At 52.7% G+C, this 13,854-nt stretch carries 11 protein-coding genes, 1 tRNA gene and 1 riboswitch; of the genes, 8 read left to right on the top strand and 4 right to left on the bottom strand.

Annotation, left to right across the window (positions count from 1 at the left end; genetic code table 11):
* Positions 1-154 precede the first annotated feature (154 nt).
* Entirely contained in the window at positions 155-1,822 is a 1,668-nt protein-coding gene (locus AAGJ81_03200) for a DNA repair protein RecN (protein ID MEM0965145.1), read from the top strand.
* Between the two features lie 49 nt (positions 1,823-1,871).
* Here the strand turns inward: AAGJ81_03200 and AAGJ81_03195 are convergent, their stop codons facing one another.
* The gene (locus AAGJ81_03195) at positions 1,872-2,867 is read right to left on the bottom strand and encodes a hypothetical protein (protein MEM0965144.1); all 996 of its coding nucleotides are present in this window, start codon (positions 2,865-2,867) and stop codon (positions 1,872-1,874) included.
* A 427-nt stretch (positions 2,868-3,294) separates the two neighbouring features.
* On the opposite strand from AAGJ81_03195, the gene AAGJ81_03190 reads away from it, so the two are divergent.
* Both AAGJ81_03190 and AAGJ81_03185 read left to right on the top strand, forming a co-directional pair.
* Positions 3,295-4,206: a TIGR01777 family oxidoreductase gene (locus tag AAGJ81_03190; GenBank protein MEM0965143.1), complete on the top strand. Its 912-nt coding sequence runs from the start codon at positions 3,295-3,297 to the stop codon at positions 4,204-4,206.
* Between the two features lie 24 nt (positions 4,207-4,230).
* Positions 4,231-4,641, top strand: coding sequence for a hypothetical protein (locus AAGJ81_03185; protein ID MEM0965142.1), 411 nt, complete (start codon positions 4,231-4,233; stop codon positions 4,639-4,641).
* Between the two features lie 248 nt (positions 4,642-4,889).
* Here the strand turns inward: AAGJ81_03185 and AAGJ81_03180 are convergent, their stop codons facing one another.
* Both AAGJ81_03180 and AAGJ81_03175 read right to left on the bottom strand, forming a co-directional pair.
* Entirely contained in the window at positions 4,890-7,094 is a 2,205-nt protein-coding gene (locus tag AAGJ81_03180; GenBank protein MEM0965141.1) for a TonB-dependent receptor, read from the bottom strand.
* Between the two features lie 35 nt (positions 7,095-7,129).
* A riboswitch (TPP riboswitch) is annotated at positions 7,130-7,245 on the bottom strand.
* Between the two features lie 151 nt (positions 7,246-7,396).
* Entirely contained in the window at positions 7,397-7,921 is a 525-nt protein-coding gene (locus tag AAGJ81_03175; protein ID MEM0965140.1) for a rhodanese-like domain-containing protein, read from the bottom strand.
* Between the two features lie 271 nt (positions 7,922-8,192).
* Between AAGJ81_03175 and yidD the strand changes: the two genes are divergently transcribed.
* From yidD to AAGJ81_03160, 3 genes are all read left to right on the top strand, one after another.
* Positions 8,193-8,444 (top strand): membrane protein insertion efficiency factor YidD, encoded by a 252-nt coding sequence (gene yidD / locus AAGJ81_03170; GenBank protein MEM0965139.1) that lies wholly within the window; start codon positions 8,193-8,195, stop codon positions 8,442-8,444.
* 90 nt (positions 8,445-8,534) lie between these two features.
* The gene (locus AAGJ81_03165; protein ID MEM0965138.1) at positions 8,535-10,340 is read left to right on the top strand and encodes a phosphoenolpyruvate carboxykinase (GTP); all 1,806 of its coding nucleotides are present in this window, start codon (positions 8,535-8,537) and stop codon (positions 10,338-10,340) included.
* A gap of 44 nt (positions 10,341-10,384) precedes the next feature.
* Positions 10,385-10,564, top strand: coding sequence for a hypothetical protein (locus AAGJ81_03160; GenBank protein ID MEM0965137.1), 180 nt, complete (start codon positions 10,385-10,387; stop codon positions 10,562-10,564).
* Positions 10,565-10,739: 175 nt separating this feature from the next.
* Here AAGJ81_03160 and AAGJ81_03155 read toward each other — a convergent pair whose 3' ends face one another.
* Positions 10,740-12,479, bottom strand: a complete 1,740-nt coding sequence (locus AAGJ81_03155; GenBank protein ID MEM0965136.1) for an ABC transporter ATP-binding protein — start codon at positions 12,477-12,479, stop codon at positions 10,740-10,742.
* A 174-nt stretch (positions 12,480-12,653) separates the two neighbouring features.
* Between AAGJ81_03155 and AAGJ81_03150 the strand changes: the two genes are divergently transcribed.
* Both AAGJ81_03150 and AAGJ81_03145 read left to right on the top strand, forming a co-directional pair.
* Positions 12,654-12,730 (top strand) — tRNA-Met (locus AAGJ81_03150).
* 421 nt (positions 12,731-13,151) lie between these two features.
* Positions 13,152-13,814, top strand: a complete 663-nt coding sequence (locus AAGJ81_03145; GenBank protein ID MEM0965135.1) for a hypothetical protein — start codon at positions 13,152-13,154, stop codon at positions 13,812-13,814.
* Positions 13,815-13,854: the final 40 nt, after the last annotated feature.

Genomic DNA, 13,854 nt, shown 5'->3' with positions numbered 1-13,854 from the left:
GATTCTACAATCCTCGCTGGTGGTAAATTAAAAAGGGGTCTTGATCAAAATAGGCCCGGCTTGCGGAACGCGGCGCCCTACCTTTTTGCCCTCGCCTCAGTGCATGCACCCTTTCGGTTTGCCGTTTCGGTGGGTCTTTGCGAAGAAGGGTTGAATGCTGCAATTTCTCAAAGTCGAAAATCTCGCCTTAATCGATTCGGTCGAGATGGAGTGTGAGGCGGGATTCACGGCAGTTACGGGAGAAACGGGAGCAGGAAAGAGCCTTTTGATGGGTGCCTTAGCGTTACTCTCTGGTCAGCGCGCGGACCGTTCAATGATTCGGGATGAGGCCGAATTCTGTGAAGTGCAGGCAGTTCTGTTTTTTTCGGATCCGCGGCGGGTGAACGAGGCACTGGAGCGGCAAGGTCTGGAACCGTTGGAGAATGGAGAGATGATTCTGATTCGCCGCATGCAGGCTGGAGGAGGGCAGCGGATTCAAATCAATGGTACGGTATCCACTCTCACACAGTTAGCAGGGGTTGGAGAGGCATGGTTGGAACTGCATGGACCCGATGCCCCGCTTGCTCTGTTCCATGAGGCCGAACAGATCGACCTGCTGGATGCCTTCGCGGGAAACGGTGCACTGCGGCAAGAGTTTGAAGGAATTTTCAGTCGTTGGACGGACACCCGGAAGCGCATTGAGGCGGTTGAAGGAACAGCGGTTCTTTCGGAGGATGAAATGAGTTTCTTGCAGTCCCAGATCGACGAAATTCGAAGTCTTTCTCTCTCCGAGGCGTGGGTAGAGAAACTAGAAACGGACTTCCGGCGGGTGTCTCATGCACGGGAGATCGACGGGTTCTTTGAGAGTATCGAGGAAGCCCTGACGGGTGAGAATGGTGTTCCCGAGAGATTATCTGAAGTCTACCGTTATGCACTGAAGCTGCAGGAATTGGTGCCGGAAAAGGTGAGTTCACAGGTAAACCGACTGGATGCCCTCCTGATTGAATTGAGTGATTTCGTTACCGACCTGAACGGATTGCGGTCAATCCTCGAGGTCGACCCCTACGAGATCGAAGAGGTGGAGGAGAATATGAAACGATGGATGGGGATCCGTCGAAAGCATGGGGCTTCGGTGGAAACGGTTCTCGCAAAGTGTGCTGAGATGGAGGAGCGAATTGCTGCCCAGGGCGATTTAGAAGGCACGCTTGGAAGACTTCGCGAAGAAGAGCAGAAGCTCCGGGTGGAGGTAGAAGAGGTTGGCAGGAAATTGACAGAGAAACGAAAAACAGAGGCGAAGCCCTTAGCCGATAAAGTTACGGATCTCTTGAAGCGCCTGGGATTCAAACGGCCCACTTTCCGGGTCGATGTCGAAACAACCGAACGTTGGTCCAAACGTGGAACATCGGTCTGTGAATACCTTTTTTCAGGGACGGCCGGCCAAGGTGCCTTACCGCTGGCAAAAGTGGCCTCAAGCGGAGAAATTGCTCGTGTGACCTTGGCGCTGAAAACCGTTCTTGCTGCGGTGGACCGCACGGCAGTTCTGGTCTTTGATGAAATTGACGCCAATGTTGGGGGAGAAGTCGGTCGGGAGATCGGCAGGGAAATGGTGCGCCTCTCTAAAGAGAATCAAGTTTTCACGATCACCCATTTGCCGCAGGTTGCTGCCTTGGCCGATGGCCACTTTGTTGTCAGGAAAGACCAATCGGAAAACGATTCTTTGGTCCATCTTGAGGACCTTTCTGCCAATCAAGATGAAAGGATCGACGAGATCGCTCGTATGCTTGGAGATCGAAGGTCAAAGACCGCACGATCGCACGCAATAGAGATGCTCGGAGGAGCGTGACAAGGCGCTCTCCAAGAGCAGGTTGGACTGATTAGAGATCACGGACGCTCTACTCGTTTGTATCCTTGGTCGGCTCGATTGCGACGTTTGGAGTGCTGCTCAGCCTTTCCTCAAAATCGTCAAGAGTTGCCGCCTCATCCTTTTCCCTCAATAGGCGATAAACCTCAAGAGCCTGTCCCATTCCGGCCGCTTCATTACTTTCGAAGATCTTTGTCTGTAGCTGAGCATTGACCTGCCCCGCTAGGTAGGCTCCCAACAACTCGCTCGTGTATGGGTAGTTATCAACCTCGAGCCACGGCATGGACTCTGGATCAATGTAAATCTGAATGAGAGGACTCTTTTCCGCGTAGGCGACGATCCCTCCGATAACCTCCCGACCCCGCTCCGAAAGAGGATCAGCCATATATTCCGTGAGCCAACCTTCCACCTGAGATCGTATCTCTACCATCAGCACCAGATTCACAAGGTCATTGACGAACTCGTCCCTGATTCTCTCCTGCTCTTCAAGGTTCTTCCCCTTCCTAATGCTATATCTGAGTTTTACATAGGACCCATCGAAAAGCCCGACTCCCACAAGAGAAACTCGTTGTCTACGCTCAATCGGCTCCCTTGTGTCGAAATCCAGAACCTGGTCAAAGTTGATTGGCATTGAAAGAAATGTAAACGTGCCGTCTTTACCCGATTTGCGTGCAGAGTTGCCGAATACCACGTTTTCGTAGATGCCTAGTTCCTCTACTTTTCTGATTTCGCCGAGAGTTGCCGATAGTTCCTCAACGATAGCTTGATGGTTGGGATCGTCTTTCAGGTCCGTTCGGTTCTTGTTGTATATGTAGACTGTTGCGTAAGCGCCATCCCCGGAATACGTCACTGATTTCCCTAGACCCGGTTCATCATAGACATGCTTCTCACCGATCTTCAGCCCGGCAATCTCCTTAGGTAGGATAATGCCCGTCTCATTGTTTAAGATCGAACTGTTCGCGTCTAAGGACAGGGAAAGAGCAGACAAAGCGATCGACAGAAAAAGAAGGAAAGAAGTGCTTTTCATGGTTTTTGCGTCAGTAGGCTGGCCAGATTTAACTGGTAGGGGAGGGACAAAGAATACTGCATATTCTATCGAGGGGATACATCTCTTGAGAAAATCTAAGAGCTTTCAGCGGGATGGTAATCGAAGTGTTTACCAGTTCTCCATAAAAAAGATTCGTGAGGAACGAAGGAGGCTTGATTGCAGCGGGATACAAAGTAATTGGTTAGTGCGTTGACTATCGTCCAAGGAACGGCGACTTCAGTCGCCGATAGGAGACTTGCCTGAACCACTTGAGCGGCAGCTGAAGCAGCCGCTCCCTTTCTCCCGCAATCGCGAGCCAAAGGAGGTTAATCGAAGTGCCCTCTAGGCGAAATTTGAGTTTGCAAAAGTTGAAAAAGAACAAACAGTCTTGCAAAGTTTCAATAACTATTGAAACTATAAGAAGATTATGAATAGGAGAAGGGTGGTTCTAGCCGGGGGAACGGGTTTCATGGGTCGGGCATTGAGTCGCCACTTCATCGACAATGGCTACGAGGTGGTGGTTCTGACTCGACAAAAAAGGTCCGACGAGGATGGCCTCCACTACGTGCGATGGGATGGTAGGGCGATTGGTGATTGGGTTGGGCAAATAGATGGAGCTTGGGGGATCATCAATTTGACGGGTAGAAACGTTGATTGCCGATACAATAAGCGAAACCGGCGGAAAATTTACGATTCGAGGATCGATTCTGTCGGTGTGCTCGAACGCGCAATTCAACTAGCAAAAATTCCACCAAAAGTCTGGGTTCAGACGGCTACTACGGCAATTCTTGGGGATGCCGGAGAGGAGATTTGTGATGAAACGGCTCCTGAGGGACACGGTTTCTCACCTGGCGTAGCGCGGGCTTGGGAAGAGGCCTTTAACTGGGCGAGAGTCGATCCCGTCCGAAAGGTCCTGTTTCGAGTCAGTTTCGTTCTGGGGCGCAATGGCGGAGCGCTTAAGCGGCTCAAGCTTCTCGGTCGGTTCTTTCTGGGTGGAGCTGTTGGAACGGGCAAGCAGTTCTACAGCTGGATCCACATCGATGATCTTTGCAGGATGTATGAGTGGGCTATCGAACACGAAGAGATTGCCGGACTCTACAACGCTACTGGTCCCGGGCCTGTGAGGAACAAAATTTTCATGCAAGCACTTCGGAGAGCGATAGGCAGGCCATGGGCGCCTCGTGCGCCTACGTTCCTCGTTAAATTCGGGTGTTTCTTTCTACGGACAGAGCCGGAGCTTGCCCTTCTTGGGAGGCGCTGCATCCCCAAACGATTTCAGGAAGCCGGATTCACGTTTAAGTATCCTGTAATCGAGAACGCACTCGATGACCTGATCTAACGAACAATCGAAAGGATAAAACCAATGAATACTACGATACCGATAATTGTCTATGCCACTTACTTCTTCGTCAGCCTTCTGATGACGGTTTGGGTCGCCCGGACGCTTCACCGAAATGGACGCCTTTTTCTTGTCGATGCATTTCATGGCGACGAAGAGAGAGCAGACGCGGTCAATCATCTGCTGGTAGTCGGGTTCTACTTGATTAACATTGGGTTCGTCCTGCTGTTTCTGAGCGCTGGTAGAATCCCGAGAGACGCAGTGGCCGGGATTGAGTATACCACCACTAAATTAGGGGTAGTGATGCTGGTCCTTGGAGCGATGCATTTCTTCAACATGTACAACTTCGATAAGATGAGGAAGAAGGCGGCCAACAGAGAGAGGTTGGCTGAACCTCGGCTTCGAGAAACCAAGGAAAGAACGAATCAGGTCTGAGTAAGTGGTAGTAAGAAAAGGTAGATTTGTACATCTCGTAGTGGAAGGGCTCACCTGCTTTGCTGGGAAAGTTTGACCGTGCAAGGAGCGGCGACTTCAGTCGCCGATAGAATGCTTGCCTGAACCACTTGATCGGCAGCTGAAGCAGCCGCTCCTGAATGGAGTGTCTCCCCGCACCCGTGCTGGAATTCTACACTTCCAGCAGTTAATAATGGTAGTTGGGAAAACGAATACCGACGATCTCCCCTCTAAAAGAAATAGCGCAAGGTCACTCCGACCTGCCGCGGCTCTCCAAGCTCTTCATATTGAGCACTGGGATCAAAGGTTGGGTCGTTGTAGTCGCCGAAGTAAAGGGCTTTTGTCCCGTAGTCGGTATCAAAGACGTTGGTGATCCAGAGACTCAGTTCGAAGTCGCCCAGCTGATACCCGAACCAGAGATCTACAAGCTGGTAGGCATCTCCTCGGCCGTTGAAGAAAGAATCGTAGTAGACCGAATCTTGCCCTCGAACGGTAACCCTAGCGAACGCGGGATCAATGGGTCGAACTTCGGCGTAAGCGGAGAAAGTGTAGGCCGGAGCCATAGCCTGGTCACGGCCGTCTACCAAAGTGGGAATGTTGTTGGCCTCAATCCGTGACTGAAGCAGTCCCAGCGAGCCTCCGAGCTTTAGCCAGTCTCTCGCCACCCAATCCACTGTTCCTTCGGCTCCATACCCGTAGGAACGTTCGGCGTTGGTTTGTGTGAGAACAAAGTTAAATCCGGGATCCAATTCCCAGCGGCGAACCTGTGGGTCATCGCGGTCGAAGGCAAAGAGAGAAATCCGGGTTTCGAGTGTGCCATCGGGCTTGTTGTAGGTCCAACCTCCTTCGACCGCATAGAGGGTCTCTGCCTCGTAGAAGAGTTCGAGGGCGTTTGGGTCAGCGTTGATTCCGCCGCCTTTGTATCCGCGTGAGAGTTTCGCGTAGAAGGATTGATCGTCAGTGTAAAGGTAGCGGTAGGATACATCCCCTCCCCAGAGAAACTCTTCATCATCAGTGCTTCCGTCGAAGGAAGGATTGTTGGCATCCTCCAGATCCACGCGGCGCCCTTCCAAACGAAGAGTGCCTCCGAATTCATGCCTCTCGTTTAAGGGATAAAGAACTTCTCCAAAAGTGTAGAACCGGGTCTCGGTGAAGCGGTTCCTTCGGAAAAAAGGGACTCCATAGTTGGTTTCTCCGTTGGAATCCTGGTCAATGTAGTCTCCACCAACACCAACGGTGTAGCGAGTGGTATCAGGGCCTTCGTTGCGAAGGTAAAGAAATTCCTGCTTATAGCGTTCGGCTTCGCGATCGAATTTCTCCGACCATGACTGTGGGCCGTCGGTTCCCCAGACATTTTGCCAGAAGGAAACGTTCTCTGGATCGTTCGTGGTGTTGAGCCAATCCGCATCGAAGCTGTAGGTCGTGTTGGTGCGCTGGAGTGTAGTCCGAGAGAGGATCTCCTTTTCAAGAGGTCCAAATCCCGCTTCGACTGCGAGGGCTCTCGAACGTTGGTTATCAGATCCCGGATAGTCACTGTAGACGGTCCGGGTGCCCTCGTTGGACCGCAAGCTGAAGTTGTCGTAGCCGTTTTGGAAGTCGCTATAGAGTCCTGTTACGCGAAGACGGAAGGTGTCCGAGGGATCCCAATGGAGCTTTAGGCGGGATGTAAACTCATCTTCGTCTGCGCCACGATTTCTTCCAATGAAGGCATTCTCTGTCGGTCCGTCGGAGGTATTTTGGAAAACCGAAAGCCGCATGGTGAGGTTCTCGTCGATCGCTGTAAGCGGCCCCCCGACTGCGACCCCACCACGGTAGGTATCGTATTCTGCGATCGTTCCCTCGGCTTGGCCCGTCCAGTAGTCGGTCGGATTAGTGGATTCAACATAGATAAGACCGGCTAGTGCTTGGGTTCCGTAGAGTCCACTTTGCGGGCCGCGAAGGACTTCGACGCGCTCCACATCAAAGAGCGAAACAATGTTTCCGAAGCCGCTGAAGTCGATCCCATCGATCACCAGCCCAACAGAAGGAGTAACGGGTTCAATAAAGTTATCGTATTCCCCGATACCGCGGATTTGAAAGAATCGCGCGCGGGAGGAGCCGCCTGCGAAGGTAAGGTTAGGCGTGTCGAGGACGAGGTCTTCGAGGTGGCTGGAGTTAGGGTCAAGCAGCTCGTCGCCAGTGAATACGGAAATGCTCGAGGCGGTTTGCTGTGCGGTTAGGTTGAGAGAGGATGCCGCAACGGTAAATGGCTCAAATTCGTGATGCTCCTTCGGATCAGGTTGGTCAATGGGTTCTGTTGTAGGCCCCTCTTCCTTTGGCTCAGGAAGCGGGGGTTTGGGCTCCGGCTCGGGATTGGCGGTCTGCCCGAGAACCGTTGAAGCGGTCAAAGCCCCTGCAAGGAGGTGTGTGAATATACGAGACGGTTTCTGAATCATTGATAGTGCGGGTCCGATTGTAGAATCGGAGGAACGATCCAAACCCTCAACCGTTCCTCCGCCGGTATGAGCCGGATCAGGTTCAAAGGGTTTGGGAGGCTGCCCCCTCCTGTCTCAGCTCCCGGATTCGGAAGCACCCCTGGTTGATGTCGGGAAGCTACGGAGAAGTGCGTCTGTGTGTCAAGAGGATAGCCTTCACCAGAGAAAGCCGAACTTTAAACATCGAACTCCCAACGACACTTTCGCTGTTGGATTTTCGAAGTATACTCTTCGCCGCTCGCTGGCGTTCTCGGAGTTGACCATCAACGATTCCAAGGCATCCGTGCCAGGAATAGTCCCATTCCGCAAAAATCGGTTACTCCCGAGACGACTAGACCAAAGCCCGCGAAACCAGGGAGAATTAACCAGAGTGGATCGACGAAGACGCCAAGGAGAACTCCTGCAAAGATGATTGATCCGGCCCCAATCCGAACCTGTCTCTCGATGGAAATTACGCCTTTGCCTTCGAAGAGAGGGAGGGATGCTTTTCGCCAAGCGGTTGTTCCGCCTGAGATGGACGCGCTAGATGGGAGATCATCTGCCTCGCTGATTTTTTCGACCGCGTTTTTAGAGCGCTTTCCACTTTCGCAAATGAAAAACACTCGGGAGAATCCATTGGCGATCGAACGGAGAGAATCAGCATCCAATTGATCAAGGGGTAAGTTTACGGCTCCGTCTGCATGCGCCCTGCGAAACTCTGCAGGAGAACGCACGTCGACGAGGATGGTGTCGGGTGAGAAGAGTTGTGTGTGCGCTTCTTGCGGAGAAATCGTTGGAATTGAGGACATTGCGGGAGCGTGAAAGTGTAATGCCCATTCGTCAATCGGATGCGAACTCTGGAATGAGCAAAGGAAGGGAAAGATGCGGTCTTCTCCTTTCGTTTTTTTCTGGCTTGAGTCGACCGGTGACCGAAAAACTGGAGGGCTCAGCGGCTTGCCGCTCGCTCTGGATTACCGAAGGCACCTGTAATGATTGAACTCTTGCAGTTGCCCGAAACTCCAAACGAAATGCTACTTTTGGTGTCGCTCTACGAATCGTGATTCGGGAGACTCTTGGTGGATGGCTATCGTATTTCGCTTTATGATTCGCTTTTATCAGCTGGTCCTAAGTCCGGTAAAGGCTTCCTTTGGGATCTCGGCCACTTGCCGCTACATCCCTACCTGTTCTGAATATGCAGAGGAGGCGATCCGGGTTCACGGAGTCTTTCGCGGAAGCTGGCTGGCTATGAGAAGACTTTCCCGATGCCATCCGTGGGGTGGCTACGGATACGATCCTGTGCCTCCACCCCGAAAGGCCAGAACAGCGGATTGACTGGCTCTGTTTTGTCTCTACCGGTTCTTCAAAGTCTTTTATCGGGAATCCGTTGACGCTCTTCCTCTCTGTCGCTTATGAGAGTGAACAATGACTACTGAATCTGCACCGCCCAACGTCAATAAATACGTCCGCCGTTGGGTGGATGGAATCGTTCGTCTTTGCGAACCCGATAGCGTCCACTGGTGTGATGGGTCGAAAGAGGAGTTCGATACGCTGATGGGGGAGATGGTTGACTCGGGCGTTGCAATCAAACTCAACGAAAAGACGCGGCCCAACAGCTTTCTTTTTCGGTCTGATCCACGGGACGTAGCCCGGGTAGAGAGCCGGACATTCATCTGCAGTCTGGGTCCGGACTCGGCGGGGCCGACCAACAACTGGGTCGATCCGGATGAGATGAAGGAGAAGATGAACGCTTTGTCGGCTGGATGTATGAAAGGCCGGACGATGTATGTGATTCCCTTTTCGATGGGCCCTCTGGGATCCGATATCGCGAAGATCGGGATCGAGCTCTCTGACTCCCCTTACGTCGTTTGCAACATGCACATCATGACGCGGGTCAGTGCGAAGGTCTGGGAGATCCTTGGCAAGAGCGACGATTTCGTAAAATGCGTGCACTCGGTGGGTGTTCCCTTAGCTGACGGCGAGAAAGGCCCTGCCTGGCCCTGCGATCCTGAGAACACCACCATCGCCCACTTCCCGGAAGAACGGACCATTCTCTCGATCGGCTCCGGCTATGGGGGGAATGCGCTCTTGGGTAAAAAATGCTTTGCCCTCCGGATTGCTTCAAAGATGGCTTACGACGAAGGTTGGATGGCCGAACACATGCTCATCCTTGGAGTAAAGGAACCTTCGGGACGCAAGAACCATGTGGCCGCAGCATTCCCGAGTGCTTGCGGAAAGACGAATTTTGCCATGCTGATTCCCCCGAAACCCTTCCGCGAAGAGGGTTGGGAGGTGACGACGGTGGGCGATGACATCGCATGGATCAAGCCAGTCGACGGAGAGTTGCGAGCGATCAATCCGGAAAACGGGTTCTTCGGGGTAGCTCCGGGAACGTCAGCCGAAACCAATCCGAACGCGATGGAGTCGTGCTCTAAGGATACGATCTTCACTAACTGCGCACTTACTGATGACGGTGACGTCTGGTGGGAGGATATGACAGCGGAGCCTCCAGCCCATTTGATTGACTGGAAGGGTAACGATTGGACCCCGGATTCGGAGACCACTGCCGCCCATCCGAATGCCCGCTTTACTGCGCCCGCTCGCAATTGCCCGATCATCGATCCAGAATGGGAGAATCCAAAAGGGGTCCGGATTGATTGTTTTCTCTTTGGCGGACGCCGGATGAGTGATATCCCGCTCGTCTTCCAGTCCTTCAATTGGATCCATGGAGTTTATCTTGGGGCAACAATGGGGTCAGAGCTTACGGCTGCTGCCGAGGGGACAGTCGGCAAACTGCGTCGTGACCCCTTTGCGATGTTACCATTTTGTGGATACAATATGGGGAATTACATGCGCCACTGGTTCAAGATGGGTAAGGAGATGAAGGAGCCGTGCCGGATCTTTCACGTCAACTGGTTCCGCAAAGGAGAGGATGGGAAGTTCATCTGGCCGGGTTTTGGCGAGAATATGCGGGTTCTCAAATGGATTCTTGGCCGCGTGAATGGAAGTTCCAAGGCGTTCGAGTCGCCGGTTGGATGGATGCCCCGCTTCCGAGACTTTGATTGGAAAGGACTCGATTTTTCGGAAGAGGATTGGAATGAACTGATGCATGTGGATCGGCACAAAATGAAGATGCAAAGCCTTCAGCACGAAGAACTCTTCCTACAACTCTCGGAGCACCTCCCGCCTCAAATGACCTACGAGAGGGAATTGATTATTAGTCGGATGTAGGTTTTCGGATTGTCTAGAGAGTGAGCTTTTGTCGTCCTATACCCATGAAATTTTTTCTCTTTCTCTCCTCATTCGGTCTAATGGGTATCTTTACGGGATGTTCGTCCCTCGATTCCAGCGACAGTGCCGAGTTCGAGCGGTTGCAAGCAGGAGGTGAACTGGCGGAGGATGAGCAGGAGGAGATGGATGATTCCATCTCCGGTTCGACTGGGGCAGGGGAGTAGTCTCTTACCCTTTCTGTCTCTGTAGCGGAAGCGCGATAGCGATTTCGAGGCGTGGACGTGGGAAGAGGGTTCAACCCTCGATCATTTGTTCTTGAGATAGGAGGAGATTATCGAGGCATGAAGCTTCATCCTACGAAGAGGATCGTTAACATTCTGAACCTTTGTTCGCCAGCACTCACGATTGCGCCCGAAGCATGTCTCGGAATGGGCCTTCCTCCTCCGCCAGTTCCTCCCAAGTTCCTTCCGCCACACTTTTTCCGGACCGGAGTACAATAATTCGATCGGCACCTCGAATCGTGCTCAACCGGTGTGCAATGGTGATGGTCGTCCGGCCGCTCGCGAGATAATCAAGTGCGTTCTGAACGGCCTTCTCGCTCTCATAGTCGAGTGCGCTGGTCGCCTCATCGAGAATCAAGATGGGAGGGTCACGGAGCAGTGCGCGGGCGATGGCGATTCGCTGACGCTGACCTCCTGATAGGCTAACCCCTCGCTCCCCGACCTTGCTATTGAATCCGTCCGGTAGTGCGTCGATAAACTCTAGCGCATAGGCGTGTTGTGCGGCTTCCCGCACTTCCTCCATCGTCGCATCTGGTTTTCCGAATCGGATGTTATCTAGAAGGGTACCCGAGAGAAGAAGGTTGTCCTGCATCACGATGGCACAGTTCTGCCGGAGGTGCCGAATGTCCCAATCGGACTGGGAAGTTCCATCGATGAGGATATCGCCTTCGGTCGGAGCATAGAAACCGAGGATGAGACTTACGAGGGTGCTCTTTCCTGAACCGCTGGGGCCGACAAAAGCAACGTGTTCGCCAGCCTTGATCAACATAGTGAAGTGATCGATTGTCCGCTCCTCTGAATTCTTCTCGTAGGTAAAAGAGACATCGCGGAATCGGATAGTTCCTTTCATCTCCTCGGGCTGGAAAGTTCCTTTCCAGTCCTCAACATAGGCGGAATCGAGCAGCTCTTTGATGCTGCGATAGCTTTCCGCACCGAGGAGATACTGAGTGCTGAATTGACTAATCAGGGTGACAGGGGTCAGGCAAACCGGCAGGGCTCCGATCAAGGCGACCAATGCTCCGAGACTCATCTGATCCTCAATGACCAGCCAGCCGCAGAAAGCCACGGCGAAGAGGGAAAGGGCCGTTACCACACTGAACAGCATGTAACCAAGAGATTGGTTGATCTTCATCTGTCCAGCTCGCGTCTCTCCATACTCATGACTGAGTCGGTTCATTTCCTCCCGAGCCTCGTCCTCGCGACCGTAGCCACGAACCAGCTTGATGGCCGAAATAAACTCGCTTGCCTGGCCCGTCATTTTCTCGCGGGCACGACGAACGGCCTCATTGTTCTTCTCGAGCGGCTCAAAGTAGATGATTCGAACCAACGCAAAAATCGGGACACAGATAAGAACAATGACGACTAGCCATAAGTTGATCCAAGCAAGAGCCGCAACGAGGAGCAAAGACCGGAAAATCTCTGGGATGATCATGGCCACGGACTGGATGGTCGTCATTTCGATATTGCTGGTATCGAACGCGTACTTCGAGAGGAGCCGACCCGTCTGGGTCGAGTCGAGGAATCCGAAGTGCATGAAATTCAGTTTATGAAATATTCGCGCACGCATTCTGCGGAAGATGTCTTGGGTCTCCTTTGTTAGGAAGGACACGGCAATCTTCATGAAAATCAGGTGGAGCAAGAGCAGTACGATCGAGAGCCAGGTAAAGAACCAAACCTCACCAATGTCTTTGTTGGGTATGGATTTATCGACGATCAACTGGGAGATGACCGGAAATGGGGTGATCGCAATGATGGACAAACTTCGGAGGGTCAGAAAAGGGAGAAGCTTCTTCCGCTGGCTCCAGAGAAACCCCTTTAATTTTGGCCTTTCGAGTCCCTCGAGGGTATGGTGATGCATGATCGGGAGACGATGTTGAACCTGCCTCTGTCTTAGGTTCAACCAGAAAGGGACAAAGGCACTAACCTCTTGGTGTAGTGTGAGAGATGCGGCTGCTTTTAATCTTCAAAATCTGTTTCGAATTCAGACTTGCATTCCAAATACCGCCTCTTTGTGATGTTCCTTTGCATTCGATGCAGGGTGGAGCAGCCCGGTAGCTCGTCAGGCTCATAACCTGAAGGTCCTCAGTTCAAATCTGAGCCCTGCACCCAACGGGGGTATTCGGTAATTCCGGATACCCCCGACCACTTTTGCTTCCGGGGAGGTTTGTGAGGTCTGGATTTCCAAAAAAAGGAATGGAGCTCTTGGTTTGCCTCAGCAAAGATACGAAAGAGGCTGGGTGGGTGTGGAATGTTGCTTGGTTGAACTAAAATTTGGCTTAAATCTTCCAGTAGGGCTCGAGCTTGACTCGATGCCATCGGATAGTTGCATCAGTCGCCAATGAGGGGCGGCCGGCGTCCATTCGGCTGGGCTCATGACGGACAAGCACCGGCTCTACACTAAGGATTGAGTTTGATGGTTGGTCAGATTGTTTCCTCTTGGCCTCGGGCCAATCAGGGTCAGGGAATTCAAAGCTTCGTCTTTTTCACCTTCGACTTTTGGTCCAAATTTTGATGAGATTGCGGCGAGCTTATGGGAAAAAACAAAGCATCCGCTGGCATTGTCTCGCTTCTAGCCGCTGCAGGTCATGGGGCACAGGCTCACATTATTCAATCTCCCACGGTAGGAAGTGGACTTATGCCTCCGGCATTCGGCGATGAGTTGCTATGGAGTGTCGACGGCGACGGTGACGGTGAATTCGCTCTTTACCGCGTCGATGACAATGCCATTTTTGCCGGAGCGCTCACGGGGGCGAATTTTTCAGGAAGGGGCTCTGTCATTGGGCGGGCGGCTTTGCCGTTTGCTGCGTATGCTCTGCCACCAGGGTTTTCGATCGGGGCAACTCTTGCAACCGGCTATGCCTTCAAGCAGGAGAGTTCGACGGGTCCAGTTGTATTCACAGTGAACAGTGCGATTTTTGTTTATGCAGAATCTGCGGGCTTTTCGATTGGTCAGTCTTCGCTGATTGGATTCCGGTTTGATATTTCGGGGAACACTCACTACGGGTGGTTGCGGTTAGAGCCGACAGCCGGTCCAGTAGGGCGGGGGATAACGATTAGCGAGGCGTATTACGAAAGCACGCCCGATACCCCGATTGCAGCGGGTGCGATCCCCGAGCCGGCGAATGCGGCGGTTGGGCTGGGACTTCTGGCGCTGGGTGCTGCGGGGTTGCGCCGCTGGCGGCGGGACAGGTAGGTTGGATTCTTTGTTTGGGGCAGGATTGGTTGATTAGTGT

The sequence above is a fragment of the Verrucomicrobiota bacterium genome, from assembly GCA_038744685.1.
In the GTDB taxonomy this organism is placed as follows: Bacteria; Verrucomicrobiota; Verrucomicrobiia; order Opitutales; family Puniceicoccaceae; genus Puniceicoccus.
The sequence above is the reverse complement of the archived record's forward strand: the minus strand, read 5'-3'. Positions and strand labels throughout refer to the sequence as shown.